This window comes from Hyphomicrobium sp. 1Nfss2.1, from assembly GCF_965243865.1.
In the GTDB taxonomy this organism is placed as follows: Bacteria; Pseudomonadota; Alphaproteobacteria; order Rhizobiales; family Hyphomicrobiaceae; genus Hyphomicrobium_A.
In genome coordinates this window covers 956,253-980,887 of the sequence record NZ_OZ251603.1, presented here as the reverse complement: position 1 = coordinate 980,887, position 24,635 = coordinate 956,253, and the positions used below count along the sequence as shown (strand labels likewise).

Below are 24,635 nucleotides of genomic sequence, written 5' to 3'. Positions count from 1 at the left end.
GTACTGACATGCTACTGACAACAGTGGTCAGTAGTGTTCTGGCAGTTAGTCATTCATGGCGCGCGCAGACCGGCTCCTTCGATTGCTGCAGATATTGCGTCGTCACCGCAGGCCGGTGACGGCGATAGCTATTGCCGACGAGTTGGAGGTGTGCCAGCGCACCGTCTATCGCGACATTGCCGGGCTGATCGACGAGGGTGTGCCGATCCGCGGCGAAGCCGGCATCGGCTACGTGCTGGGCGACGGCTACGACCTGCCGCCATTGATGTTCAATGCCGACGAGATCGAGGCGATGCTCGTTGGGTTGCGCTGGGTGGAAGCGCGGGGCGATGCTTCGCTGGCGCGGGCGGCGGCCGATGTCGTCGCCAAGATCGGTCAAATGCTGCCGGTCCACCTGAAGCCCGTGTTGCTGGAACCGGCGGTCGACGTGCCTCGGTATCAGGCCCGGTTGCCGGACGAGACCATCGATGTGGCCTCGCTGCGGGCGGCGATCCGCAATTGCCGCAAGGTGGCCATCGCCTACGCGGACGAGAAGGGGCGGCCGACGGAGCGCGTGATCTGGCCGTTGGCGCTGGGATACTTTGAGATGTCGCGTATCGTCGTCGCGTGGTGCGAATTGCGCGATGATTTCCGCCACTTCCGTACCGATCGCGTGCGCCGCGCGGAAATTTCCGCACAACGATACCCGGGGTCGCGCGCCAAGCTGCTGGCGCGGTGGCGGTCGACGATCGATGGTGCATGCTGATCGAGGTGTCGCAATGACCCGGCGGCGTGGGTTTGGGATGACACCATTTCGATGCCACAATGAGCCGCCCAAGTGCGTGGGATCACTGTCCAAAGCCCGCGTAAATGGTTCAGCGAGGGAGCTCTTGAGGGGATTTTTGCTCTTGCCGTCACGAACGCGCCATCTCGATCACATCGCCGGTGAACTGATCATGGCTGCCGCGGCGCTCGTCTGGTCGAGCGGTTGTTATGCGGCCGACCCGCTGACAGGTGTACCCGCCTGGTTGCGTGCCCACGTCGGCTACAATGATGGGCAGATCGCTCCCGTAGTGCTGGAGCGTGCGCGGGCGCTCTATCTGCGGAAGATGCGCGCGGGGACGGCGAGCAACCCCTGTTACTTCGCCATGGACGCGACGCGCCCGAGCAAGTTGAGCAATGGGCAACTGGGGCGGCGGTTCTATATCATCTGCGAAGCGAAGCGGTCGTTCGAGGCGATTTCCGCGGGCCATGGTGGCGGGCGTCGTCTGCTGGGCATTGCGGACTTTTCCAACGGCAAGGTGTGCGCGCGCAATTTCGGCAACGCCATGAGTTCCAGCCTGACGGCGGGCGGCGCTTATGTGACGAGCGAGCAGACCACGTCATTCAAAGGTTATTACCGCAGGCCCGGCGGACAACATGCACCGCTGATGCGCTCGTTCGTGCAGTTCGATGGAGAAGGCGAGACGGCCAATGCACGAAAGCGCGAGATCGGCGGACATGCGGCCGTGCTGCTGCGAAAGGCATGCCTGAGCAAGAAGCCGGACAGTCCATACGCCGACCCCAAAGGCTTCGTGCCGTTGGGTGTGATCGAGAACTATTCCGACGGGCGGAGCAGCGGCTGCACGAGCTGGTCACCGGGCGATGCTGCGCGCATCGTCGGCATGCTGAAGGAGAAAGCGGCGACGCTCTACATCTATCCGGAATCGCGCGACATCGAAGCGGTCGCGAAGGCTGTGAAGGCGAAGTCGCCTTTGTCGGCCAGCGGGGCATATTGGAATGCGTCGTGTCTGGCGGCTATCGGCGCGCCGAGGTTCTGGGCGAAAGAGCAGCTGGAGCCGGTCGTTGCGCGTTATGAGAAAGCTCACCCCGCGCCACCTTCGCGGCCGACGCCGATCTGCGCACGTTGAAGGGACGTGCGAGCGTACCCATGCGTGAGGTTGCCTCGCGGTGGAACTGCTCGGGGCATTCGATGCTTTCATGGGGTGGGTCAGTTCGGCCAGGAGCTGCTGGAGCCTCCGCCCATGTCTGGAGAACTCCCGGATCCGCCACCAGGGCCGCCGCGTCCGGGGCCACCGCCGCCCGGCGGTCCGCCACCGCCTCCAGCCGAGCTCTGTATCGAGCGGGCAGCGGAAAGTTCCGTCGATGTCAGAACGCAATCGGTGTCGCGATCCAGCAGAGTGAATGCCGGGTTGGTGTGCTCGAGCATTTCGGGACGGGTGACTTTGCTATCCTTGTTGGTGTCCCAATATTTGAATCCGGCTGTGGCAAACAGGCGGTCCGTTTGCACGAGCTTTGCAAACTCCTCCTCGCTCAGCGCACCGTCCTTCGATTTGTCCACGGTGGCTACGAGTTCGATCACGTAGGCCTGCCACTCGCCGCAGGTGACCTGGCCGTCGTGGTTGCGGTCCCACGTGTTCGCGGCCATGACAAACATGCGATCGGCTTCGCTCACGTTTTGGCCGGGACCGGCGTTACCCCCCATGGGTCCTCCGATGGGTGCGCATCCAAGCAATGACGCGAGGAGAGGTAGTGCCGTGCCGTGCTTGATCAGCGCAGACATGGCGCGATGCGAGGAGCGTCTATGCATATTGTCCGTCGGTTCGTAGCGGAAGCGAGACGAGCCTTATTGGGCGCGCAGGCGAACTCTAGTGCGGCGGCGATATGCTCGAAAACGGGCGATTGGTTTCGCAGTGTTTCGATTGTTTCGGCGTGTTGCGGGCCATGTTCGGAGTTTGCTGAGACCGGTGCTCAGCTCTCGGCAAGCGCGGGCGAGCTCGCCAATGAGGGGTGATCGAGGGGGCAGTCCAGGCTCTTCTTCCGGCAGCGGCGGCGGTAGGCGCGCTCCCAATTGGCTTCGAGCCCGATCTGAAGCTGCTGGGCGCGCATGTATCCGATGAACCGGCGCTTGGCCTTCTTGCCGTCCTGCCGCTTGAACTTCTTCTTCTGCTTCTCCGTCATGCCGCAGCCGATGCAATGGCCGGCATTCTTGAACTTGCAGACGTCGATGCAGGGGGAGGGGATTTTCATGCGGCCAGGGCTGGTGCCAATCGAAAGGCGAGCTTGCGGTCTGTGCGACTGACATAGGCACGCGAGCGGTCGCGCGAAAGGCGTCTAGGCATGCGCATGTGTAGATCGGTCGCCTCGGCGCTAGGCCCGATCGTATCGCGCCAGAAAAAAGGCCGCGGAAGACGGGTTCCGCGGCCTGCGGGCGCAAACATCGCCCGCAAGAAGAGCAATTCGTTACTTCTTCTCGGCGGGCTCCTGGACGGAGATCAGTGACGCGCCGTTGGAGCTGATGACATCATCTCCCTTGACCTTCCAGGAGAAGCCCCAGGGGCCAGTGATGCCGCAGCCTTCAGGGCAGTCGACCTTGATCTCCTTGCCGGCGGCTATTGTCTCCACCTTCTCCGAGTTTCCGAGATCGACGCCGACTGTGAACTCGCCGGCAGATGTGTTCTTGACCGTGACGGCCGCGGCTGCGGGTCCGGCAAGGGCGAGAGCAAACGCTGCGGTTGCTACGGCGGTGAGAACCTTCATTGCTTCCTCCGATTGGGTTGCTGTCGTCCATCAGCACCTGCTTCTGTCGGCAGGGCTGAAGGGAAAATGGTTCCGTGATGCCGGGACGGCAAGGCTATATCGTTGCAAAATTTGGAATTGAAATTTTGTAAACTCTCGTTCCGCACACGCGGTCTTAGGAACCGCGGAACTATGTTGCGGTGCAGATAAATCTATTAGTAACAGAGGTTCACATGGGTGAGCTCATTCGACTGGCGATGAGCAACTTCACGCTGACGTTCTTCGTGCTCGGCGTCGTCGCGGCGCTGATCGCGATGGCGTTGAAGCCGGGGGGCTTTGCGCTGGACAACGTGGCGGAAGAGCTGCTCGCCTACTTCATCTTGTTCACAGTGGCGATCGCCTACTTCTACAACTTCGTGGTCCACGTGTTCTTCGGCGATGTGGCGGCAAGCTTCATCGGGTGGGCAAACAGCCCGTTCCAGGCCGAGGTGGGTTATGCAAGTCTCGGTTTCGCGGCGGTGGGGCTGCTCGCTTTCAAGGGCAACTGCATGGTGCGGCTGGCGGCAATCCTCGGGCCGGCGCTTTTCCAATGGGGCGCTGCGATCGGGCACATCCGCAACATCGCGGAGACGGGGAACATGGCGCCAGGCAATGCCGGCGTGATGCTCTATTCGGATATTCTGCTGCCGGTCATCGGCTTTGCGCTTTTGTGGTTCAAACGTTCGACGGACGGGTCCGGTATACCCGGCGGCGCTGGCAAGGCTTACGGGTGATCTGAGATGGCGAATGCATCGCGACAGCTGACGGTGCTGAAGTGGGGGCTGCTCATTTTCGGCGTGTTGTTCATCGCCGGCGCGGTTGCGATCGTCGGCGTCGTCTATTGGGCGAGCGGCATTGAAAGTGTGAAGGTGACGGAAGCCGACCTCGCGATCGGCGGCAGCTATCCGCCCGAGGAGCGGCAGGCACTGCTCGATGCGTGCGAGAAGCGTAACGTGTCGAAGCAGCAGGACAGTTGCAGCTGTCTCGCCGATAAGGCCGGCACGGATCTTTCGCGCTTCTTGCGACTTGTGTTGACGGCTAGTCTCGAAGGCAGCGCGAGCAAGGTTGTCGCCATCACCAAGGGACTGATGGAAAGCGGCGTCGCACCGGAAAAAGTGAACGCCGTCGAGAAGGAATCGGAACAGCGCTTCGAGGGATTGATGCAGGCTTGTGGGTTCAACCGATGAACGCCGATGCAGCATCCCCAGCCGAACGTCTCGATACCACGTGCTGTATCGTCGGCGGTGGTCCGGCGGGGATGGTGCTGGGGTTGCTGTTGGCGCGCGCGGGCATCGACGTGGTGGTGCTGGAGAAGCACGCCGACTTCCTGCGCGATTTTCGAGGAGACACCATTCATCCTTCGACGCTGCAGTTGATGGACGAACTGGGTCTGCTGGACGAGCTGCTGAAGCTGCCGCACAACAAGGTGCAGAAGGTGTCGGTCGAGATCGGTGGAGAAGACGTCGCCTTCGCCGACTTCTCGTTTCTGCCGAAACGGCATGCGTTCATCGCGCTGATGCCGCAATGGGACTTCCTCGATTTTCTCGCAGAGAAGGCGCGGGCGTATGCAAACTTCAAACTGGTGATGCAGGCGAACGTCGTGGACCTCATCCGCGATCGTCACCGGATAGCGGGCGTGCGTGCATTGACGCCGGACGGAATGATCGACGTCAATGCGGCGCTGACGGTGGGCTGCGATGGGCGTCGTTCGACGGTCCGCGCCAAGGCTGGTCTTCCGGTCGAGGACGTCGGCGCGCCGATCGACGTTCTGTGGATGCGGATCTCGCGCAAGCCCGGCGATCCTGAGACCGGCGGTCATCTCAATGCCGGCAGCTTCATCGCCGTATTGGATCGGGGCGACTACTTCCAGATCGCCTATGTTATTGCCAAGGAAGGTGCGGACAGGATCAAGGCAGCTGGATTGCCGGCATTCCGCCAAAAGCTCGCCGCGGCGCTTCCGTTCCTTGCCGGGCGTGTCGACGAATTGCAGACGTGGGACGATGTCAAACTTCTCAGCGTCAAGATCGATCGGCTGCGCACGTGGTACCGGACGGGGCTGTTGTGCATCGGCGATGCGGCGCATGCGATGTCGCCGGTGGGGGGCGTCGGGATCAACCTTGCGATCCAGGATGCAGTGGCGGCGGCCAATATTCTATGGAAGCCGCTGAAAGATGGAACGCTGACGACGTTCGATCTCGCCAAGGTCCAGCATCGGCGCACGCTGCCAACGCGGGTGACGCAGCGTCTTCAGGTGTTGGCACAAAACCGCTTCGCGCAGCCTGTTCTACGCTCGACGGCGCCATTGCAGGTGCCGTGGGCGTTGCGATTGCTGGGGCGGACCCCGCTGCTGCAGCGCATCCCGGCGCGGATCGTGGGCGTCGGGATCAGGCCGGAGCATGTGCAATCGCCGGCGGGACCGGCTGCCTGAGACGCGATTTGCGGTGAAGGATTGCCGGTGGCAGGGCGAATTGCTTAGATCGCCCTGACGGGAAGCCAGCGGGGGGCGATGATGGCCGAGGCGGTTGCGGGGCAGGACGTGAAGCCGAAGCGCCGGCCGTTCTACCGGCTGCTCTACGTGCAGGTTCTCTTCGCCATTGTACTTGGGTTCATGGTCGGCTGGCTTGCGCCGCACGTCGCCGAAAGCCCGTGGATGAAGGCGCTCGGCGACGGCTTCATCAAGCTGATCAAGATGGCGATCGCGCCGATCATCTTCTGCACCGTGGTGTCGGGCATTGCGCACATCGAGGACGCGAAGAAAGTGGGGCGCGTCGGCGTGAAGGCGCTCATCTACTTCGAGCTGGTGTCGACGCTGGCGCTGGTGCTTGGGCTGGTGGTCGGCAATGTGTGGCGCCCGGGGGACGGATTTTCCGGAACGACCGATGCTGCCGCTGTTGCCGACTATGCGAACCGCGCGACGCATCAGTCGACGGTGGAGTTCGTCCTCCACATCATTCCGAACAGTCTCGTTGGCGCGTTTGCCGATGGTGAGATCCTGCAGGTGTTGCTGATCTCGATCCTGTTCGGGTTCTCGCTGATGGTGCTGGGCGAACGCGGGCATACGGTGCGGGCGCTGGTCGATGATATGGGGCACGCGTTCTTCGGCGTGATCGCCGTGATCATGAAGGCGGCGCCGATCGGTGCGTTCGGCGCCATGGCGTACACGATCGGCAAGTATGGCCCGTCGGCGCTGGGCAATCTCGCCGGGCTCATCGCGGCGTTCTATGTGACGTCGGCGCTGTTCGTCGTGGTGGTGCTGGGCCTGATCGCGCGGGCGGCGGGTTTTTCCATCTTCCGCTTCCTCAATTACATCCGCGATGAACTGCTGCTGGTGCTGGGCACGTCTTCATCGGAAAGCGCGCTGCCGCAGCTGATGGAGAAGCTGGAGCGGTTGGGGTGCTCGAAGTCGGTGGTGGGCCTGGTCGTGCCCACCGGCTATTCGTTCAATCTCGATGGCACCAACATCTATCTGACGCTGGCAACCTTATTCATCGCGCAGGCGCTGGGCGTGGAGCTGACGTTCGGCGAGCAGCTCGTAATCCTCGGTGTCGCTATGCTGACGTCGAAGGGGGCGAGTGGTGTGACGGGCGCGGGGTTCGTCGCCTTGGCGGCAACGCTTGCGGTGGTCAGCCCGGCCTTGGTGCCGGGCATGGCTATCGTGCTCGGCATCGACAAGTTCATGAGCGAGTGTCGGGCGCTCACCAACATCATCGGCAACGGCGTTGCGACGATCGTGGTGTCGGCGTGGGAAGGGGAGCTCGACCGCGAGAAGCTGGCGCGCGGGCTTGCGCGGCGGATCGATCTGTCGGACGTCGAAACGGCCGTGACGACGGGGTAGCCCTTTAAGAACGAGGCAGCGCCACGTAGGCGCTGGGTCCCGGATAGCCTCCGCTAGGCGTCGGCTTCCGGGATGACAGATGAGGGGGCTAGTCCTCGTGGTTGGTGAGGGCGACGAATTTCTCGTCCTCCTGAGCGCGGCGCTCGAAGGAGAGGAAGTCGTAGTAGCCGCAGCGGCCGCCGCCTGGGAATGACCGGCACACGGCCGGGCGCGCCAGATAAATCGTGCAGCAGCGCTCCTTGGTGTCGAAGAAGCGGCAGATGCGGCCGTAAATGTCATCCTTTTTGCGCCGCATGGCGTACTTGCGGCCATGGTCCTCCTTGGTAAAGGCCTGCTTGGCCGCCTCGAAGGTCATGTTGTGATGCCGGGCCAGGCGCTCGACATCGCGCTTATCCAGGGGGATGAGCGGGTATGAGCAGCAATAACCGGGGCATTTGCGGCAGTTATACTGAGCGGCGCTCACGCGGGGTGCTCTCCTGCGGTGTTTCGGCCACCCTTGGGCCGCTACGGACGTCGAGAGTCGCGATGGTGCCGACTCTTGCTTGACTCATGCAATGCAGCATGGGGAAAGAGCAAGGGGGATGATGGGGTTCTGTCACGCGCGAAGGAAAAGCGCGCGCCAGATGTCACACTTTCTCCCATAAGGTCTGCGTAGTTCGCACGCGTTCAGCGTGGGGGTGTCACTGCATGACGGACAGGGCTCGTCTTTCTCCCGAAACCGAGACGCCGGTCAATCCCTACAGTCTGCTCGAGGCGGTGAACAGCTCGAGCGACACCGCGCATACCGGCTGGCTGATTTTCCTCGCCATCATGACGTATCTGGTGATTGCGGTCGCCGGCGTCACGCACGAGGCGCTGCTGCTGGAAACGCCGGTGCAGCTGCCGATCCTGCAGGTGAAGATCCAGCTCAAGCAATTCTTCCAGTTTGCGCCGATCGTACTGGTGCTGTTCCATCTGGGGATACTGTCACAATTGGTGCTGCTGGCGCGCAAGGCGCTCGAGTTCGACCAGGCGATCCGCTATCTGGAGCTGTCGAACAAGCGCACGCACCCGCTGCGGCTCGAATTGCACAATTTCTTTCTGGTTCAGGCGCTGGCGGGTCCGCAACGCTCGGCAGTGATGAGCGGGTTCCTCAACCTCATTTCGTGGCTCACCATCGTCATCCTGCCGGTGGTGCTGCTGCTCTACATGCAGGTGGCGTTTCTGCCCTATCACGACGTCACCACCACGTGGATCAACCGCATTTTCCTGACGCTCGATATCGCCGGGATACTTTTGATCGGCGTGTTCCTGATGCGGGCGGAAACCTCGTTTTTCCTGGCATTTCTGCGCTCCACGATCACGCATCCGCTGAGCGTGGTGGCGACGGTGCTGGTTCTGGCGGTGGCTGCCTATCTGTCATATTTCTCGGCGACCGTGCCGGGTGAGCGGCTGGACCGGATTGGGCAGCGGCTGACGGCGCTGGTCTCGCCGGCCGAGGCTGGCAAGGTGCAGCAGGGCGGCGGCTTTGCGCTGCCGTTCGTCAGCGCTTCGTCGGACGGAGCGCTATTCGGGATCTTCCGGCGCAATCTCGTCGTCACCGATTCCGATCTCGTCGCGGACCGGGACGATGGGACCGAAAAATCAATGCGGCTGCGGGGGCGCGATCTGCGCTTTGCCAAGCTCGACCGCTCCGACCTTTCCGGGGCCGACCTGACGGGCGCGAAGCTCGATGGGGCCAGCCTCGTCGGCGCCAATCTGGATAATGTATCGCTGTCATGTGCAGAACCCGACGTGGTGATGCTGAGCGATGATCGGGTAAAAGGGCGGTGTGCCTCGGCGCGGGGAGCCGACTTCAGTCGCGCCAAGCTGGGCCAGGCGAAGCTGTGGGGGATCGACCTCAACGGGGCCAAGCTGGATGAGGCGCACGTCGAAGGGGCGGACCTCTCCAACGCCACGCTCGTCGGAGCCTCGCTGTCGAACGCGCGGCTGGACAAGGCAGAACTCACCGGCGGGGTGAGGGCGCAGGGAGCCAACTTCCTAAACGCCTCGCTGCAGGGTGCCGATCTCACGGGGGCGCAGTTGCAGCTGGCTGATTTTTCCAGCGCATCGCTACAGGGGGCGCTGCTGAATTTCGCCCGGCTCGATGGTGCGGTGCTGCGTGACGCCAGCATCGAAGCCGCCAGCCTGCAGAATGCGCGTCTGCTCGGCGTCGACATGACCGGCATGAAGATGACCGGCAGCGACCTCCGGGGCGCAGCCGTATGGATGACGCAGCCGCCGACGTGGGATTCGACCGGTCTTACCGACTTGAGCCAACTCATGGTGCGGGCGCCCGACGAGCAAGAGCGGGCGGCGATGATGGGGCGGATGGAGCAAATTGCCGATCCCGATCTTCGCCAGCGCAGCCAGGAGTTCGTGGCACAGGTCGCGGCGGAGGACGCAAAGTGGAGCGGCTCGCTCGACCAGCAGCGCTGGCAGAGTTGGATCGGCGCCTCGCCGGTACCGCCGGCTCTGAACTATACCGTCGACCTGACGACGTACCTGACCAAGCTGATGTGCAGCGCGCGGTGGAGCAGTGGGGGCGTTGCCACGGGGATCGCGCGGCGGGCGCTGGCGCCTCAGTTCCGCGGCGATGTGGTGGCGGTCTATGACGGACTGCGGGCGACGTCATGCCCGGCCTCGAGCACCATGCCTGAGAAGGTGATGCGCGAGCTCTCATCGACCGCGGAAACCGTGCGCAACTAGGCGCGCTTGCAGGCGTCCGCCTTTGTGGTCTCCTGCCCCTTGCAGAGACGCAAATTCTGCCCTAGCTTAAGAACATATAGCGAACGCGTACACACAATCATGTGCAAACCTCGCCCCGGCCCGTATTCGGGCCGCGCGATAGGGTAACTAAGGTTGCGAGTGCGACTCATCATGGCTGATGCGGCGGGTGAGGAGCTTGAGGGCTTTTTGGCGCCCGCTTGGCGCCACGGAATGCGAGGAGTGACGGCATGGCTGGTTCGGTCAACAAGGTGATCCTGGTCGGCAATCTGGGCAAGGATCCGGAGATCCGCCGCACGCAGGATGGCCGTCCGATCGCCAACCTGCGCATCGCCACGAGCGATACCTGGCGCGACAAGGCGACCGGCGAGCGGCGCGAGAAGACCGAGTGGCACTCGGTCGTGATCTTCAACGAGAACCTGTGCAAGCTCGTCGAGCAGTACCTGCGCAAGGGCTCCAAGGTTTTCATCGAGGGCGCGCTGCAGACGCGCAAGTGGCAGGACCAATCGGGTCAGGACCGCTACTCGACAGAAGTCGTGCTGCAGGGCTTCAACGGCAATCTCACCATGCTCGACGGCCGCTCGGGCGGCATGAGCGAGGGCGGTCAGTCAGATTACGCTGGCGACACGGGCGGTTACTCCGACGCGTCTCCGGCTCGCTCGGCCCCGCGCGGGGGCGGAGCAAAGAGCAGCGGTAACTTCGACAAGCAGCTGGACGACGAAATTCCGTTCTGAGCCACGCTACTCCCGTACTTCGACCCCGGGGTGTTTCCCCGGGGTTTTTTCGTGGCCGTTGGCTGTTCCGACGGGGCACACGCGCTTCGACCGGTTTTGGCTGCGGCGTGAAGGGTTAATGCTGCGCTGCTCACGTGCAGCCTGCATTCATGTTGACGCAGCTATCACAATTTCGTCGCTGATGACCCGCATTGCTTTTGCCGCCCGACGGCACCGGTCGCGGGCGCAACATAGGGGAGTGAAGATAATGTTCTGGCGATCCACGATGGCGCCACTTCTTGCAGTGCTTGCGTTTGGTGTTACCGCCGACGTTGCGTCGGCTCAGCCGCGGGACCGCGACAGGGGCCCGCCTCCAGGTCACGACCGCGGGCCGCCGCCGCCGCCGCCCATGCGCGAGCAGTGGGAAATGCTGGGCGAGCAGGCCGTCGGCTTCGGTGTCGACCGCGATGTCATCCGCGTCGGCCGCCGCGAAGGGTTCTTCAGCAAGATTTTGCTGGAAGTTCGCGACAATGACGTCGAGATCCTCGATCTCAAGGTGTTCTTCAAGCGTGGCATGCCGCAAGACGTTCGCGTGCGCCAGCGCCTCCGTGCCGGAGACCGCACCCGGCCGATCGATCTGGTCGGAGGCGATCGCCTGATCGACCGCATCGAGGTCGTCTACCGCTCGCGTCCGGGCTTCCGCGGGCGAGCCAAGGTCGCCGTGTTCGGACTGAAGAACCTGCCGCCTCCTCCTCCGCCGCCGCCGGTTGCGCGCTGGGAAGAACTGGGCTGCAGCAAGGTGGGCCTCAAGCCTGACCGGGATACGATCCGCGTTGGTCGCCGCGAGGGACGCTTCAGCGCGATCAAACTAAGCGTACGCGGCAGCAAGATCGAACTCATCGACCTCACGGTCGTCTACGAGCGCGGGCCGCCCGACCAGATCGTCGTGCGCAAGAAGATCGGCGATGGCGACGAGACGCCTGCGCTCGATCTGCGTGGCGAGCGTCGCGTGATCGATCGTGTCGACCTGACGTATCGGCAGACGCTCGGGCTGAACATGATCAAGGGCCCGGCGACGGTCTGCGTCCTCGGCCGCTGATTGGGTTTCGACTTGGTTGACTTCGAGAGCCCGGTCTCACCGCCGGGCTCTTTCGTTTTTGGGGGATTGCCGTGAGCAGGATTTATCTGACTGGTGCGTCCTGCTCAGGCGTTACGACGCTCGGCGCAGGCCTTGCGAGGGCTTTGCACGCCGTGCACGTCGACTGCGACGACTTCTACTGGATGCCGACTGATCCGCCCTTTACCGAGAAGCGTCCAGTAGACGAGCGCGTGCAGATGATTGGCGCGGCACTCGGGGACGGAGCTTGGGTATTGTCAGGTTCGTTCGACGGGTGGGGAGACTGTCTCATATCGACGGTCGATCTGATCGTGATGGTGATCACGCCAACGCCCGTGCGCATGGCACGGCTGGAGAAGCGGGAAAAACAGCGTTACGGGGATCGAATTCTGCCCGGGAACGACATGCACGAGAACCACAAGGCGTTCGCCGAGTGGGCGTCGCGCTACGATGACCCAACCTTTACGAGCCGCAGTCTTCACCGCCATTTGGCGTGGCTGGCAGCGCAGACTGCTCCCACTCTTCGCGTCGACGGATGCAAATCCGAATTGGAGCTTGTGGCTGAGGTTCTCGACAAACTGCATCAGCATAGAAAAAAAGCCCCGCACTGAGGCGGGGCTCTCGAAGCTTCGATCGTGGGAGCCGTGCTTATGGCGTGGGCGCGGGAGCAGCGTCCTTCGGGGCTTCGGCCGGCGGGGTCTCAGTCGGCGTTTCGGCGGGTGCCGCTGGCGCAGCCTCGGTCTTGGGAGCTTCTGCGGCCGGCGGCGTTTCAGCCGGTGTTGCTTCAGGCTTGGGAGCCATCGCGTCCTTGGCGGCGTCGTAGGCTTCCTTGGTTGCTTCGCCGGCCTTATCGAGCGCGGGCTTCACGCTCTCCTCGTAGGTTTTCTTGGCCGCTTCGCCAGCCTTCTCGAGCGCCGGGCCGGCCTCTTCCTTGGCCTTCTCGTAAGCGTCCTTCGCCGTCACCGTGCCCTTGTCGGACAGCTCCTTAGCCTTCTCGATCGCGCGGTCGAGAAGCGACTTCGGCGGCTGCTTGCGCTCGAAGGCCGGAAGCGCGTCGAGCGTTTCCTTGGTGGCTTCCGGCAGGCTGACGATGACGACGCCGCTCTCGTTCTTGATCTGCAGCGCGGGGAGGGCAACGCCGATGCGTTTCTCGCCGAAGCCGGCGAACCCGCCGACGCCCAGGATCACGCCTTCGATCTGATTGTTGGCGTTGAGGATGAGGTCTTCGACGTCGCCGATGATGGCGCCATCCTTATTGTGAACCTTGGCGCCAAGGAGCAGGTCCTTGGCGAGATACTGTCCTTCACCCTGCGTGGTGACGAACACGTCCTGGGGGATGGCCGGGTCTGCAATTGCCGGCAGCGTCCAGAACGCCGCAACGGCCGCCAGGGCCAACACACCTCTTTGCATCTAACTCTCCTGTTGTTCTCGAACGGGCCCGTCGTCGGCGCCCGTGCCCCCGCGTAGGATTAACCATACGTTGGCGCGGGCAGGCATGTAGCGCCAGAGTGTGACGCTCTCAAGTCCAATGCGGGGCGGCAGGGGAAGGGTTGTGAGGATAAAGTCGGCCAATAAGTTGATGATTTGGCGATGAAAATTATGAAGTTGAGAACCGTGCCACAAAGCGTCGCGCACATTGCATCGGCGGGGGCGTTTGGGGTAACCTTGCGGCAGATTCTGACCCTGCCGACGCACGCCCCCAAAAGGCGTGCGTCGCGCTGTTGAAGCGGACCCAAATAAATCGTGGCTGATAGCACCGACGACCAGATGCCGGCCGGCAAACAGCCGAGCGACATCCGCCCCGTGACGATTTCGGACGAGATGAAGCGCTCGTACCTCGAGTACGCGATGAGCGTTATCGTTTCGCGCGCGCTGCCCGATGTCCGCGACGGTCTGAAGCCCGTGCACCGCCGCATTCTCTACGCGATGCAGCGGCTGGGGCTCGACTGGAACAAGAAGCACATGAAGTCGTCCAAAGTCGTGGGCGACACGATGGGCGACTTCCATCCGCACGGCAACCTCGCGATCTACGATGCGCTGGTGCGTCTGGCGCAAGAATTCTCCATGCGCGTGCCGTTGATCGACGGCCAGGGAAACTTCGGTTCTGTCGATGGCGATCCGCCCGCGGCCGAGCGCTACACCGAGGCGCGTTTGTCGAAGGTGGCGCAGTATCTGCTCGACGATCTCGACAAGGACACTGTCGACTTCAAGTCGAACTACGACGACCGTCTGCTCGAACCGTCGGTGCTGCCGGCAAAGTTTCCGAACCTGCTGGTCAATGGCGCTGGCGGTATCGCTGTCGGCATGGCGACGAACATCCCGCCGCACAATCTTGGCGAAGTCATCGACGCTTGCCTGGCGCAGCTGGAAAATCCCGAGATCACCATCGACGAACTGTGCGGGATTGTTCAGGGGCCGGACTTTCCGACGGGCGGCCTGATCATCGGCCGCGCCGGAATTCTCGCCGCGTACCACAAGGGGCGTGGCTCGATCCTGATGCGTGCCAGGGTCGAGGTGGAGGAGATCCGCAAGGATCGCGAGGCGCTGATCGTCACCGCCATCCCGTATCAGGTCAACAAGAAGACGCTGATCGAGAAGATCGCCGATCTTGTGCGCGAGAAGCGCGTCGAGGGCATCTCGGACATCTGGGACGAAACCAACCGCGAAGGCATGCGCATCGTCATCGAGCTGAAGCGCGATGCCGTTGCGGACGTCGTGCTGAACCAGCTCTATCGCTATTCCGACCTGCAGACGTCGTTCGGCGCGAACATGCTGGCGCTCACCGGCGGGCGTCCTGAGCAGCTCAACCTCAAGGATATGATCGAGGCCTTCACCGCGTTCCGCGAGGATGTGGTGAGCCGGCGGACCAAGTTCCTGCTGAACAAGGCGCGGGATCGTGCGCATGTGTTGGTTGGCCTTGCCATTGCTGTCGCCAACATCGACGAGGTGATCAAGGTCATCCGTTATGCGGCGAGCCCGGCTGACGCACGCGAGCAGTTAATGACGCGCGACTGGCCGGCCCGGGACATCGGTCCGCTCGTCGAGCTGATCGCCGATCCGCGGCACAAGGTTTCGACCGAGGGCACCTACAAGCTTTCGGAAGAGCAGGCCAAGGCGATCCTCGATTTGCGCCTTGCACGCCTCACGGCTCTGGGGCGCGACGAGATCGCCGACGAATTGAAGAAACTGGGCGAAGAGATCCGCGAATATCTCGCCATTCTGGCTTCGCGCCGGCGGATCGTCGATATCGTCGTGGGCGAGCTGACGGCCATCAAGGAAGAGTTCGCGACGCCGCGTAAGACCGAAATCCTCGAGATGGACGGCGACGTCGAGGACGAGGATCTCATCCAGCGCGAGGACGTCGTCGTCACCGTCTCGCACAAGGGCTACATCAAGCGCGTGCCGCTGGCGACGTATCGGGCGCAGCGGCGTGGCGGTAAGGGGCGTTCTGGCGCCGGCACGCGCGAGGAAGACGTCATCACGACGCTGTTCGTCGCCTCGACGCATACGCCGGTGCTGTTCTTCTCATCGCGCGGCATGTGCTACCGCATGAAGGTGTGGCGCCTGCCGGCGGCGACACCGCAGGCGGTGGGCAAGGCGCTGGTCAACCTGCTGCCGCTGGCGCAGGGCGAGGTGATCACCTCCATCCTGCCGCTGCCCGAGGACGCCGAGACGTGGGGCACGCTGCAACTGGCGTTCGCTACGCGCTCGGGCAGGGTGCGCCGCAATGCGCTGTCGGACTTCGAGAATATCAATCGCAATGGCAAGATCGCGATGAAGCTCGACGAGGGCGATCAGATCGTGTCGGTGAATATCTGCACGCCCGATAACGACGTGCTGCTGACGACGGCAAAAGGGCGTTGCATCCGCTTCTTGCTTGAGGACGAGGTTCGTCTGTTCAAGGGGCGCGACTCCGATGGCGTGCGCGGCATCAAGCTCGACGACGGCGACCAGATCATCTCGATGACGGTGCTGACGCACGTCGATGCCGACGCGCCAGAGCGCGCCGCCTACCTGAAGCAGGCCAACATGCTGCGCCGAGCACAGGGCGATGAGATTGCTGACGACGTTGTCGATACGGCGGATGCGGACGAGGAAGAGGTCGACGGGGCCGCGGCTGCCGAGCTGACGCCGGAGCGCTTCGCCGAGCTTTCAGCCAAAGAGCAGTTCGTTCTGACTGTGTCGGAGCGCGGCTTCGGCAAGCGGTCGTCGTCGTACGAATACCGAATCTCGGGGCGCGGCGGCAAAGGCATCGTTGCCATGGTCGTCAACGACCGCAACGGACCGCTGGTGGCCTCGTTCCCGGTGGTCGACAGCGACCAGATCATGCTGGTGACGGATGGCGGTCAGCTCATCCGCTGCCCAGTCAACGACGTGCGCATCGCGAGCCGCAACACGCAGGGCGTGCGTATCTTCAAGACGGACGGCGAGAAGGTTGTTTCGGTCGAGCGCATCCCCGACGACGGCAGCGAGCCCGAGGACGGCGAGGACGAAGCGGGCGTCGGCGAGACGCCCGCAACGGAATAGCGGGCCCAGGAGGTGTTCGAGTAGCCGGAGCCCCTCACCCGGCCGCGATCTGTCGATCGTGGCCGACCTCTCCCTTCAGGGAGAGGTTAAGTTGCGGACCAGGACGGGCGTAGGTGGCTCAGGCGCTGGGAGCGTGCAGCGTCTGCAGCGTGGCCGCGATCGGGCTTGCCTCCACCAGCGCATCCCAAGCCGGAAGCACGGTGTGCCCGTTGCGGGCGTGCTGCAGCAGCCCGCGTGACTTGAACCGCGACGTAATGCGGCTCAGGGTGTCGGGATTGAGCGACAGGTAGTCGGCGACGTCGGTGCGCGACAGGGGCACATCAAACGAGATCCCCGCGGGACCGCGCATGCCGAGGCGCAGACCCAGTTCGATGAGGAGCGAGGCGAATCGCTCATCGCCGCTCAGGCCGCCGATGATCGACGCGTGAAGCGTTGCGCGGGCGTGTTGCTCGGCGAGCCGCTTTTGAGTCTGGCCGATCTGATCTGGGTTGGCGGCCGTCAGCGAATCGAAGCTGCGGGCGGGAAGGCGCCAGACTTCGGTGACGCTCAACGCGGTAAGAGTGAGTCCGGGAAGATCAGGCACTAGCGCGCGGCGGATGATGTCACCCGGGTAGAACAACTCCAGCAGCTGCCGGTGTTTTCCGGGAGGGGACGCTTCGATGCCGAGCAGTCCGGATCGGACGATATAGACTGTCTCGGCGGGCGCCTGATCGAGCGCCAGTCGCTGTCGGCGACGCGCGCGCACAGGCGTCGCATGCTCGCGCATGGCTGTTTCCGATTCCCCGATCCGGGGACCGAGACGTTGGGATGGCTGATGCTGGCTCACGGCGTGCGCGCTGCTATCAAGGATTGTCATGTGTTCAAGTGTGCACGGCATTGCCGTTTCCGGGCTTGATCCTGATCAAAGCCGGGGGGCGTGCGACCAGAAGGCCGCGCGGCGAAGTTGCCAGGGCGCTTTTGAGCGGCGTCAACCATTTCGTGTCGGGCGCGCCACAGGCTCTGATCGAGCGACGGGATCGCTGATATTCGTCAGTACAGGTGCCGATTAATCCCTCGGCAATTCACAGGTTTAGGGGAAGGTTGTGCACATCGATTTGGTCCCGAGTCGAACGCCGTGGGGGCGCGGAAGCGGGGCCGGGAAAAGGGGCACGACGATGCGAGCAAAGACGATCTGGATTAGCGCAGCCGCGCTGGTAATGGGTGTGATGGCGGCAGTGCCCGCTCGGGCCGGTGACAGCAACGGCAATTTCCAGGCGAAGCTGGGCGTGACGGGCATTATCTTCGACGACAACACGACGTCGACGACGCCGGCCGGTCTTGGCACCGCCGAGGTCAACGACACGGTCATCCCGACGCTGGCACTGACCTACTATCTCACCAACAACTGGTCCGTCGAGCTGTTCTGCTGCTTCGCCCAGGTGAACGTGGACGGCAAGTCGGGCACCCTTGGCAGCCTCGGCAAGCTGGGCTCGACGTGGGTGTTTCCGCCGATCCTGACGGCGCAGTACCACTTCGACGGCATGGGACCGATCAAGCCTTACGTGGGCGCTGGCGTTCAGTGGATCCACTACTTCGACGAGAAGTCGAACCTCGCTGGCAGCAGCGTCGATTTCGACGACAGCTGGGGCTTCGTGCTGCAGGGCGGCGTCGACTACGACCTCGGCCAGGGCTGGTCGCTCGGCGTCGATGTCAAGAAGGCCTGGCTGGACACGAAGCTCACCTATAGCGGTGGCACGTACGACGGCGTCTCCGCCAAGCACGACCTCGACCCGCTGTATGTGACCGCCAACCTTGGCTATCGCTTCAACCTGTCGGACCTCTTCGGGTCGCGCTCGGTCGAGCCGCTGAAGTAAGCCGGTTCCAGGCGAAGCCATTAATCGAGCGGGCGGGTGCCAGAAGGCCCCGCCCGTTCTTTTTGTTTACGCCGATAGGCTACGCGGTTGTTGTAGGCTGCAGTACCGCGATGTCGCGCGGTCTGTGCAACTCAAGCCGTGTCGATCCTCTATGCAACGCATCGGGTTTTATTCCGGCTCCTTCGATCCCGTGACGCTCGGGCACACGGACGTCATCGCGCGCGCCTGCCGGCTGTTCGATCGGCTGGTGATCGGGGTTGGCACGCATGACGCCAAGCGGCCGCTGTTTTCGGTGGCGGAGCGGGTGGCGATGCTGGAGGCAGAGACCAAAGCCATTGCGGACAAGTCGGGCGTCAAGATCGACATCACCACGTTTGGCGGGCTGGCGGTCGATGCTGCGCGCGCTGCAGGTGCCGGAGTGATCGTGCGCGGGCTGCGCGATGCGACAGACTTCGACTACGAGGTGCGGATGGGCAGCATGAACGCTGCCATGGCACCCGACATCGAAACGGTGTTCCTCGCGGCGACCCCCTCGGTTGGGCATATCGCAGCGAATCTGGTGCGCCAGATCGCGGAAATGGGGGGCGATGCCTCCTCGTTCGTTTCGCCCGCCGTTGCTGCGAAGTTGAAGGCGAAAGCGCTGCAAAAGGGCTAGTCCAGGCACGGCGTCGTTGCACGCGCGGCAAGGAGCGGTAAAATCGACACGGAAAGCGGTCGATGCTCGAATGCCGCCGCTCTGTGCTTTCAGCAGAAACTACGGGAAGGGAAGCCCCATGCGGATGTTGACTTGCCTCGTGCTGGCGTTCTTTGCGCTTGCGGGCGCGGCGTGCTCGGACCAGCAGCAGGCGAGCGCCGACGGCAACATATTGGTGATCGAGACCAAGCACGGGAATGTTCTCGTCAAATTGCGTCCGGATCTGGCGCCCAAGCATGTCGAGCGCGTCAAGACGCTGGCGAAGGAAGGCTTCTATGACGGCCTGAAATTCCACCGCGTGATCGATGGCTTCATGGCGCAGACGGGCGATCCGCTGGGTAGCGGCGCGGGTGGCTCTAACTATCCCGACCTGCCGGCCGAGTTTTCGGCTGAGCCTTACAAGCGCGGCACGGTCGGCGCGGCGCGAACGGCGGACCCTGATAGCGCGAACAGCCAGTTCTTCATCTGCTTCAACGATACGGGGTGCTCGAGCCTGACGGGCCAGTACACCGTGTGGGGGCAGGTGATCGACGGCATGGACGCCGTCGACAACATCGCCAAGGGTGAGCCGCCGGCGGTGCCCGACATCATGGAAAAGGTCTACCTGCAGTCCGACGCCAAGAAGTAACGGCGCGGACGCTCATTTCCTGGCTGTCTGGCGGGAGCGCTCGCCAGAGCGCTGGGGCGTACGCGTGCGCGCCGACAAGCGTGCATGAATGGTCGGAAGGCCGCGGGCACGGTATTTGCGCCCGCGGGCGCGACCCCCTAAACCCTAACCCCGCTACCAGCCTCAACCCCCAAGCTTGGAGACAACCATGGCGACGCCTGATCCGGAGAACACACTCATCATCGAGACGACGCAGGGCCGCGTGGTGATCGAGTTGCGTCCCGATCTTGCACCTAAGCACGTCGAGCGCATCAAGACGCTGGCGCGCGAAGGCTTTTACGACGGCATCCCGTTCCATCGCGTGATCGAAGGCTTCATGGCGCAGACCGGCTGCCCGAAGGGTGTCGGCACGGGTGGCTCGAGCTATCCGAACCTCAAGGCCGAGTTCAACCGCGAGCCGCACGTGCGTGGCGTTTGCTCGATGGCGCGCGCGCAGAGCCCGGACAGCGCCAACAGCCAGTTCTTCATCGTGTTCGACGATGCGACCTTCCTCGACGGCCAGTATACCGTGTGGGGCAAGGTCATCGAGGGCATGGAGAACGTCGACAAGATCAAGCGCGGCGAGCCGGTGCAGAATCCGGACCGGATGGTCTCGGTGAAAGTCGCCGCGGACGCAGCGTAAACAAAGAGTGCGGAAAGAGGACTTGTCATGGAAGCTTCCAGCCTGAGCACGATGGGCGCAGCACTCATTGTCTATGCCGGACTTGCGGGGGCGGCGGGCGTGGCGCTTGCCGCTGCTGGAGCGCATGGCAGCGATCTTTCCGCACTGACGCCGCCGGCGTACTTCCTGATCATGCATGCGACGGCCGCGGCGGCGATCATTGCGGTTGCGGCGCGGGCGTCGCATCCGGGGATCTTTCTGCTTGCCGCGTTCCTGCTGCTGGCCGGGGCGACGCTGTTCAGCGGAGACATCGCGCTCAGGACGTTTACGGGCGACCGGCTGTTTCCGATGGCGGCTCCAACGGGCGGAACGACAATGATCGTCGGCTGGCTCGTCGTGGCGATCGGCGGCGCTTGGGAGCTCTTCTCAGGGCGCGGTTGACGGAGGGATACCCGTCGCAAGGAGACGATAGCGCATGATGGGTTTCGTCTGGGGGCTTGCCGGCGTTCTGGCCGGTGCGTTCATCGCTCTGCAGTCGCCAATCAATGCGCATCTTGCGCGGGACCTGGGCTTTCCCCTTGCCGCGGCGGCGGCTTCGTTCATTGCTGGCGCGGTTGTCCTGGTGGTGCTGGCGAGTGCTTCGTCCGTGGCGCAGGGCGTCGCCATCGCTTGGCGCGCGCCTCCGCTTTGGATGTTCATCGCCGGGGGCTGCCTTGGTGCAGCGTACGTGACGATCACGATCATCCTGACGCCAAAGCTCGGCACGGCGGCCACGATGGCTTTCATCGTGACGGGGCAACTCGTCGGTGGGCTCATACTTGATCACTTCGGCTACTTCGGCCTTGCCGTACGCGAGATCACCGTCGGCCGCGTCGGCGGCGCTGCGCTGCTTCTCGCCGGGGCGCTGCTGATCCGCTTGACCTAGATGCGAACTGATCTTTTCGATTTCGAATTACCCGAGGCGGCCATCGCGCTGCATCCGGCCAGCCCGCGCGACAGTGCGCGCATGCTCGTCGTCCCTGATGGTGCCGGCCCGTTCGAGGATCGCGGGGTGCGAGACTTGCCGGGGCTGCTGTGCGCCGGCGATGCGCTTGTCTTCAATGACACGCGGGTCATTCCAGCGGCGCTCGAAGGCGTGCGTCGCCGCGGCGATCTAACGGCGAACGTAGCGCTGACGTTGATCGAGCGGCTCGGTGCCAATCGCTGGCGTGCGCTGGCGCGGCCGGCGAAGCGGTTGCAGGCCGGTGACCGGCTGCACTTCGGGCATAGCGGCGAGATGTGCATGCAGGGCGCGCTCGATGCAACCGTCGAAGGGCGCGGCGATGCAGGCGAGGTCGACGTCGCGTTCGATCTTTCCGGTCCCGATCTCGATGCGGCGATTGCCGCTGTGGGCGAGATGCCGCTGCCGCCGTATATCGCCGGCAAGCGCGGGGTCGAGGCGGCGGATAGGGCCGACTATCAAACCGTCTACGCCGCGCACGATGGCGCGGTCGCTGCACCGACGGCTGGTCTGCATTTCACGCCGAAGCTTTTCGAAGCCCTCGCGGCACGGGGCATCGAGAAGCACTTCGTGACGCTGCACGTGGGGGCGGGGACGTTCCTTCCGGTGAAGGCCGAAGACACCGCCGGCCACAAGATGCATTCGGAATGGGGCGAGGTGAGTGCCGAGACGGTGGCGGCGCTGAAGGCGGTAAGGGCGCGCGGCGGGCGCATCGTTGCCGTCGGGACGACGTCGTTGCGGCTGCTGGAGTCAGCGTCGGCTGGCGGTCAACTTGAACCATTCAGCGGCTCGACCGACATCTTCATCACGCCAGGCTACCGGTTCCGGTCGGTCGATATCCTGATGACGAATTTTCATCTGCCGCGCTCGACCTTGTTCATGCTGGTGTCGGCGTTTGCCGGGCTGGAGCGGATGCAGGCGGCCTACGCACATGCGATTGCGCAAGGCTACCGGTTCTATTCGTACGGTGACTCTTCGTTGTTGTTCCGGGCGGATTAACCGCCCGCCCGCGTGACAGGTGCCATGAGACATGGCAGTTGCTGTGCGCGGATCAAAAAGGCCAAAGCGATAAGCGATGCAGGAGCGGGTGGCGAGTTTCGGGTTCGAGCTGAAAAGTCAGAGCGGGGCGGCGCGCCTCGGCCTGCTGACGACGCCGCACGGCGTTGTGCGCACGCCGGCTTTCATGCCCGTCGGTACCGTGGGCACGGTGAAGGCGCTGTACTTCGACCAAGTGAAGGCGGCCGGGGCCGATATCGTTCTGGCCAACACGTATCACCTGATGCTGCGCCCCGGAGCGGAGCGTGTGGCGCGGCTTGGCGGTCTGCACACGTTCATGCGCTGGGATGGCCCGATCCTCACCGACAGCGGCGGCTTTCAGGTCATGTCGCTGTCGAAGATCCGCGAGATGAGCGAAGAGGGTGTGCGCTTTCGCTCGCACATCGACGGCAGCCGGCACATGCTGACGCCGGAGCGCGCGGTCGATATCCAGTGCCTGCTCGGCTCCGACATTCAGATGCAGCTCGACCAATGCATCGAGCTGCCGGCGGAGCCGCGTGAGGTGGAGCGCGCGATGGAGCTGTCGCTGCGCTGGGCGGAGCGGGCGAAGCGCGCATTCGAGACGCGGGCGGCGCCCGGGCAGGCGCTGTTCGGCATCGTGCAGGGCGGGACGGATGCGGAGTTGCGGCGGCGCTCGGCCGATGCGCTGGTTGGCATGGATTTCCCCGGCTACGCGGTCGGCGGTCTCGCCGTGGGCGAGGGGCAAGAGCTGATGCTGCGCACGCTGGAAGGTGTGCTGCCGCATCTGCCGACAACGAAGCCGCGTTATCTGATGGGCGTGGGCACGCCGTCCGACCTGATCAAGTCGGTGCAGCGCGGGGTCGATATGTTCGATTGCGTGCTGCCGACGCGCAATGGACGCCATGGTCTCGCTTTCACCTGGAACGGCAAGGTGAACCTGCGCAACGCTATACATGCGGAGGATCCATCGCCGCTCGATCCGCAAAGCTCTTGCCCGGCCGCGCGCGATTATTCACGCGCGTACCTGCATCACCTCATTCGCTCGGGTGAGTTCCTGGGCGCGATGCTGCTGTCGTGGGTGAACACGGCGTTCTACCAGGAGCTGATGGCGGCGATGCGCGCGGCGATTGCCGAGGATCGCTTCGATGCCTGGGCGGAAGAAACGCTTAGTAAGATCGAGTAGGCCTGACACGAGCTGCGCGAGGCTTCGCTCAACAGGCCGGCTGCTCTGTTGATGGCCGGCGCTCGCGCCGGGCGCCCTTGGCGCCTTGCCGCCTTCGGCGGCCAAGAGAGGGCGACCACGAGGCGTGTCGGCGCTCGGTCGGTCAGGGTGGGTCGGTGGGGGCGACCTCGGCGCGCAGCTTGTTCTCGCGGTGCAGAAGGTAGATCCCCGAGCCGATGATCACCGCAGAGCCGATAAGCGTGTAGACGTCCGGCATGTCGCTGAACACGGCGAAGCCGAATGCCACCATCGTCAAAAGCTGCACGTAGAGGAACGGCGCGACGCTCGATGCGGGCGCGAGGCGATAGGCGTGGATGAAAAGGTAATGCCCGACGCCGCCGAAGACGCCGAGACCTGACAGCAGCAGCCATTCGCTCCAGCTCTGCGGCCAGACCCATTGCCAGATGGCAAAGGGCGCGAGTGCGAAGGTGCCGATGAGGATCGAATAGAACAGCATGGTGATCGGCTTGTCGTAGGCGGCGAGATAGCGCGTCAGGATCATGAAGAACGAATAGACGAGCATGCCGGTGAACGAGACGGCAAAGGCTGGGTGCAGGGCGCCGAAGCCCGGATGCACGACGATGAGCACGCCGATGAAGCCGACGAAGATTGCAATGAGCCGGCGCCAGCCGACCCATTCGCCGAGGAAGGGGCCTGCGAGCAGGGCGACGATGAGCGGGGCCAGGAAGGTGACGGACACGGTCTGGTCGAGGCGCAGATGGCGCAGGGCGATGAAGTTGCACGCGGTGGTCGAGACCATGAGGAAGGAGCGCGTCAGTTCGAGCTTCAGTTTTCTGGTGTGCAGGAGCGCCGACAGCGGCATGGCGGTCAGCAGCGTCAGCATCAGTGTGAACTGGCCGAGGAAGCGCGCCCAGACGACCTCGATCGCGGGCAGGTGCGCGTGCGTGACGAGGTACTTCGCCGAGGTGTCGAGGGCGGAGAAAAGGGTGACGGCAATGCACATGAGCCCGATCGCCTTGAGACGGTCGGCGGCAGGGATGAGCGTTTCGCGCGGCGCCTGAGCGCCGGGGTGCACGTGCCCGTCCGCCTCGCGAGGGGCGGCTTCTGTTCCGGTCCTTTGATCCATGCGTGCTTCTTTAGCGCAGC

26 protein-coding genes are annotated in these 24,635 nt (G+C 63.7%); 19 read left to right on the top strand and 7 right to left on the bottom strand.

Annotated features, from left to right (window positions below; genetic code table 11):
• Positions 1-55 precede the first annotated feature (55 nt).
• Together ACP15D_RS04950 and ACP15D_RS04945 are read left to right on the top strand one after the other, a co-directional pair.
• Positions 56-745, top strand: a complete 690-nt coding sequence (locus ACP15D_RS04950) for a helix-turn-helix transcriptional regulator (RefSeq protein WP_424956441.1) — start codon at positions 56-58, stop codon at positions 743-745.
• A 190-nt stretch (positions 746-935) separates the two neighbouring features.
• Entirely contained in the window at positions 936-1,889 is a 954-nt protein-coding gene (locus tag ACP15D_RS04945) for a hypothetical protein (RefSeq protein WP_424959172.1), read from the top strand.
• Between the two features lie 80 nt (positions 1,890-1,969).
• Here the strand turns inward: ACP15D_RS04945 and ACP15D_RS04940 are convergent, their stop codons facing one another.
• From ACP15D_RS04940 to ACP15D_RS04930, 3 genes are all read right to left on the bottom strand, one after another.
• Complete coding sequence (locus ACP15D_RS04940; protein WP_424956440.1) at positions 1,970-2,464, bottom strand: histidine kinase; 495 nt, start codon at positions 2,462-2,464, stop codon at positions 1,970-1,972.
• 266 nt (positions 2,465-2,730) lie between these two features.
• Positions 2,731-3,009, bottom strand: coding sequence for a DUF1289 domain-containing protein (locus ACP15D_RS04935; RefSeq protein ID WP_424956439.1), 279 nt, complete (start codon positions 3,007-3,009; stop codon positions 2,731-2,733).
• Between the two features lie 213 nt (positions 3,010-3,222).
• Positions 3,223-3,519, bottom strand: a complete 297-nt coding sequence (locus tag ACP15D_RS04930) for a hypothetical protein (protein WP_424956438.1) — start codon at positions 3,517-3,519, stop codon at positions 3,223-3,225.
• Between the two features lie 212 nt (positions 3,520-3,731).
• Between ACP15D_RS04930 and ACP15D_RS04925 the strand changes: the two genes are divergently transcribed.
• The 4 genes from ACP15D_RS04925 to ACP15D_RS04910 all read left to right on the top strand — a co-directional run bounded on the left by ACP15D_RS04925 (position 3,732) and on the right by ACP15D_RS04910 (position 7,372).
• Positions 3,732-4,271: a DUF6790 family protein gene (locus ACP15D_RS04925; protein WP_424956437.1), complete on the top strand. Its 540-nt coding sequence runs from the start codon at positions 3,732-3,734 to the stop codon at positions 4,269-4,271.
• Positions 4,272-4,277: 6 nt separating this feature from the next.
• Positions 4,278-4,724 (top strand): hypothetical protein, encoded by a 447-nt coding sequence (locus ACP15D_RS04920; protein WP_424956436.1) that lies wholly within the window; start codon positions 4,278-4,280, stop codon positions 4,722-4,724.
• Positions 4,721-5,965, top strand: coding sequence for an FAD-dependent oxidoreductase (locus ACP15D_RS04915; RefSeq protein WP_424956435.1), 1,245 nt, complete (start codon positions 4,721-4,723; stop codon positions 5,963-5,965). The genes ACP15D_RS04920 and ACP15D_RS04915 overlap by 4 nt, the downstream gene beginning before the upstream one ends.
• Positions 5,966-6,046: 81 nt before the next feature.
• Positions 6,047-7,372 (top strand): dicarboxylate/amino acid:cation symporter, encoded by a 1,326-nt coding sequence (locus tag ACP15D_RS04910; RefSeq protein WP_424956434.1) that lies wholly within the window; start codon positions 6,047-6,049, stop codon positions 7,370-7,372.
• 88 nt (positions 7,373-7,460) lie between these two features.
• Here the strand turns inward: ACP15D_RS04910 and ACP15D_RS04905 are convergent, their stop codons facing one another.
• A complete protein-coding gene (locus ACP15D_RS04905) occupies positions 7,461-7,835 on the bottom strand; it encodes a YkgJ family cysteine cluster protein (protein ID WP_424956433.1) in 375 nt (124 codons plus the stop codon).
• Between the two features lie 224 nt (positions 7,836-8,059).
• Here ACP15D_RS04905 and ACP15D_RS04900 point away from each other — a divergent pair, with 224 nt between their 5' ends.
• From ACP15D_RS04900 to ACP15D_RS04885, 4 genes are all read left to right on the top strand, one after another.
• Complete coding sequence (locus tag ACP15D_RS04900) at positions 8,060-10,099, top strand: pentapeptide repeat-containing protein (RefSeq protein ID WP_424956432.1); 2,040 nt, start codon at positions 8,060-8,062, stop codon at positions 10,097-10,099.
• Between the two features lie 248 nt (positions 10,100-10,347).
• Positions 10,348-10,851, top strand: a complete 504-nt coding sequence (locus tag ACP15D_RS04895) for a single-stranded DNA-binding protein (protein WP_424956431.1) — start codon at positions 10,348-10,350, stop codon at positions 10,849-10,851.
• Between the two features lie 247 nt (positions 10,852-11,098).
• Positions 11,099-11,929, top strand: coding sequence for a hypothetical protein (locus ACP15D_RS04890; RefSeq protein ID WP_424956430.1), 831 nt, complete (start codon positions 11,099-11,101; stop codon positions 11,927-11,929).
• A gap of 71 nt (positions 11,930-12,000) precedes the next feature.
• Positions 12,001-12,558 carry an adenylate kinase gene (locus ACP15D_RS04885; RefSeq protein ID WP_424956429.1) on the top strand — a complete coding sequence of 186 codons (558 nt, stop codon included), beginning with the start codon at positions 12,001-12,003 and terminating at the stop codon, positions 12,556-12,558.
• A 37-nt stretch (positions 12,559-12,595) separates the two neighbouring features.
• Here the strand turns inward: ACP15D_RS04885 and ACP15D_RS04880 are convergent, their stop codons facing one another.
• Positions 12,596-13,357, bottom strand: a complete 762-nt coding sequence (locus tag ACP15D_RS04880) for a PRC-barrel domain-containing protein (RefSeq protein WP_424956428.1) — start codon at positions 13,355-13,357, stop codon at positions 12,596-12,598.
• A 357-nt stretch (positions 13,358-13,714) separates the two neighbouring features.
• On the opposite strand from ACP15D_RS04880, the gene gyrA reads away from it, so the two are divergent.
• Entirely contained in the window at positions 13,715-16,474 is a 2,760-nt protein-coding gene (gyrA, locus tag ACP15D_RS04875; protein WP_424959171.1) for a DNA gyrase subunit A, read from the top strand.
• Positions 16,475-16,592: 118 nt separating this feature from the next.
• Here the strand turns inward: gyrA and ACP15D_RS04870 are convergent, their stop codons facing one another.
• The gene (locus ACP15D_RS04870; RefSeq protein WP_424956427.1) at positions 16,593-17,240 is read right to left on the bottom strand and encodes a Crp/Fnr family transcriptional regulator; all 648 of its coding nucleotides are present in this window, start codon (positions 17,238-17,240) and stop codon (positions 16,593-16,595) included.
• 388 nt (positions 17,241-17,628) lie between these two features.
• Between ACP15D_RS04870 and ACP15D_RS04865 the strand changes: the two genes are divergently transcribed.
• The 8 genes from ACP15D_RS04865 to tgt all read left to right on the top strand — a co-directional run bounded on the left by ACP15D_RS04865 (position 17,629) and on the right by tgt (position 23,489).
• A complete protein-coding gene (locus ACP15D_RS04865) occupies positions 17,629-18,327 on the top strand; it encodes an OmpW/AlkL family protein (protein ID WP_424956426.1) in 699 nt (232 codons plus the stop codon).
• Between the two features lie 151 nt (positions 18,328-18,478).
• Complete coding sequence (gene coaD / locus ACP15D_RS04860; protein ID WP_424956425.1) at positions 18,479-18,982, top strand: pantetheine-phosphate adenylyltransferase; 504 nt, start codon at positions 18,479-18,481, stop codon at positions 18,980-18,982.
• A 124-nt stretch (positions 18,983-19,106) separates the two neighbouring features.
• Positions 19,107-19,649, top strand: a complete 543-nt coding sequence (locus ACP15D_RS04855) for a peptidylprolyl isomerase (protein WP_424959170.1) — start codon at positions 19,107-19,109, stop codon at positions 19,647-19,649.
• A gap of 187 nt (positions 19,650-19,836) precedes the next feature.
• Positions 19,837-20,310 carry a peptidylprolyl isomerase gene (locus tag ACP15D_RS04850; protein ID WP_424956424.1) on the top strand — a complete coding sequence of 158 codons (474 nt, stop codon included), beginning with the start codon at positions 19,837-19,839 and terminating at the stop codon, positions 20,308-20,310.
• 27 nt (positions 20,311-20,337) lie between these two features.
• Positions 20,338-20,730, top strand: coding sequence for a DUF423 domain-containing protein (locus tag ACP15D_RS04845; protein ID WP_424956423.1), 393 nt, complete (start codon positions 20,338-20,340; stop codon positions 20,728-20,730).
• 34 nt (positions 20,731-20,764) lie between these two features.
• On the top strand, positions 20,765-21,214 hold the full coding sequence (locus ACP15D_RS04840; protein WP_424956422.1) for a DMT family transporter: 450 nt from the start codon (positions 20,765-20,767) through the stop codon (positions 21,212-21,214).
• Positions 21,215-22,288, top strand: coding sequence for a tRNA preQ1(34) S-adenosylmethionine ribosyltransferase-isomerase QueA (gene queA, locus ACP15D_RS04835; protein ID WP_424956421.1), 1,074 nt, complete (start codon positions 21,215-21,217; stop codon positions 22,286-22,288).
• Between the two features lie 76 nt (positions 22,289-22,364).
• On the top strand, positions 22,365-23,489 hold the full coding sequence (gene tgt / locus ACP15D_RS04830; RefSeq protein WP_424956420.1) for a tRNA guanosine(34) transglycosylase Tgt: 1,125 nt from the start codon (positions 22,365-22,367) through the stop codon (positions 23,487-23,489).
• 142 nt (positions 23,490-23,631) lie between these two features.
• Here tgt and ACP15D_RS04825 read toward each other — a convergent pair whose 3' ends face one another.
• Complete coding sequence (locus ACP15D_RS04825; RefSeq protein WP_424956419.1) at positions 23,632-24,615, bottom strand: DMT family transporter; 984 nt, start codon at positions 24,613-24,615, stop codon at positions 23,632-23,634.
• Positions 24,616-24,635 lie beyond the last annotated feature (20 nt).

Bases quoted from the DNA above. Each gene is read 5' to 3' on its own strand.
- ACP15D_RS04870 (WP_424956427.1), bottom strand. From the start codon at position 17,240: ATGCGCGAGCATGCGACGCCTGTGCGCGCGCGTCGCCGACAGCGACTG.
- ACP15D_RS04930 (WP_424956438.1), bottom strand. From the start codon at position 3,519: ATGAAGGTTCTCACCGCCGTAGCAACCGCAGCGTTTGCTCTCGCCCTT.
- ACP15D_RS04895 (WP_424956431.1), top strand. From the start codon at position 10,348: ATGGCTGGTTCGGTCAACAAGGTGATCCTGGTCGGCAATCTGGGCAAG.
- ACP15D_RS04855 (WP_424959170.1), top strand. From the start codon at position 19,107: ATGTTGACTTGCCTCGTGCTGGCGTTCTTTGCGCTTGCGGGCGCGGCG.
- ACP15D_RS04935 (WP_424956439.1), bottom strand. From the start codon at position 3,009: ATGAAAATCCCCTCCCCCTGCATCGACGTCTGCAAGTTCAAGAATGCC.
- ACP15D_RS04890 (WP_424956430.1), top strand. From the start codon at position 11,099: ATGTTCTGGCGATCCACGATGGCGCCACTTCTTGCAGTGCTTGCGTTT.
- ACP15D_RS04845 (WP_424956423.1), top strand. From the start codon at position 20,338: ATGGAAGCTTCCAGCCTGAGCACGATGGGCGCAGCACTCATTGTCTAT.
- ACP15D_RS04910 (WP_424956434.1), top strand. From the start codon at position 6,047: ATGGCCGAGGCGGTTGCGGGGCAGGACGTGAAGCCGAAGCGCCGGCCG.
- tgt (WP_424956420.1), top strand. From the start codon at position 22,365: ATGCAGGAGCGGGTGGCGAGTTTCGGGTTCGAGCTGAAAAGTCAGAGC.
- queA (WP_424956421.1), top strand. From the start codon at position 21,215: ATGCGAACTGATCTTTTCGATTTCGAATTACCCGAGGCGGCCATCGCG.
- gyrA (WP_424959171.1), top strand. From the start codon at position 13,715: ATGCCGGCCGGCAAACAGCCGAGCGACATCCGCCCCGTGACGATTTCG.
- ACP15D_RS04850 (WP_424956424.1), top strand. From the start codon at position 19,837: ATGGCGACGCCTGATCCGGAGAACACACTCATCATCGAGACGACGCAG.
- ACP15D_RS04840 (WP_424956422.1), top strand. From the start codon at position 20,765: ATGATGGGTTTCGTCTGGGGGCTTGCCGGCGTTCTGGCCGGTGCGTTC.
- ACP15D_RS04945 (WP_424959172.1), top strand. From the start codon at position 936: ATGGCTGCCGCGGCGCTCGTCTGGTCGAGCGGTTGTTATGCGGCCGAC.
- ACP15D_RS04940 (WP_424956440.1), bottom strand. From the start codon at position 2,464: ATGGGGGGTAACGCCGGTCCCGGCCAAAACGTGAGCGAAGCCGATCGC.
- ACP15D_RS04825 (WP_424956419.1), bottom strand. From the start codon at position 24,615: ATGGATCAAAGGACCGGAACAGAAGCCGCCCCTCGCGAGGCGGACGGG.
- coaD (WP_424956425.1), top strand. From the start codon at position 18,479: ATGCAACGCATCGGGTTTTATTCCGGCTCCTTCGATCCCGTGACGCTC.
- ACP15D_RS04950 (WP_424956441.1), top strand. From the start codon at position 56: ATGGCGCGCGCAGACCGGCTCCTTCGATTGCTGCAGATATTGCGTCGT.
- ACP15D_RS04915 (WP_424956435.1), top strand. From the start codon at position 4,721: ATGAACGCCGATGCAGCATCCCCAGCCGAACGTCTCGATACCACGTGC.
- ACP15D_RS04900 (WP_424956432.1), top strand. From the start codon at position 8,060: ATGACGGACAGGGCTCGTCTTTCTCCCGAAACCGAGACGCCGGTCAAT.
- ACP15D_RS04865 (WP_424956426.1), top strand. From the start codon at position 17,629: ATGCGAGCAAAGACGATCTGGATTAGCGCAGCCGCGCTGGTAATGGGT.
- ACP15D_RS04880 (WP_424956428.1), bottom strand. From the start codon at position 13,357: ATGCAAAGAGGTGTGTTGGCCCTGGCGGCCGTTGCGGCGTTCTGGACG.
- ACP15D_RS04925 (WP_424956437.1), top strand. From the start codon at position 3,732: ATGGGTGAGCTCATTCGACTGGCGATGAGCAACTTCACGCTGACGTTC.
- ACP15D_RS04920 (WP_424956436.1), top strand. From the start codon at position 4,278: ATGGCGAATGCATCGCGACAGCTGACGGTGCTGAAGTGGGGGCTGCTC.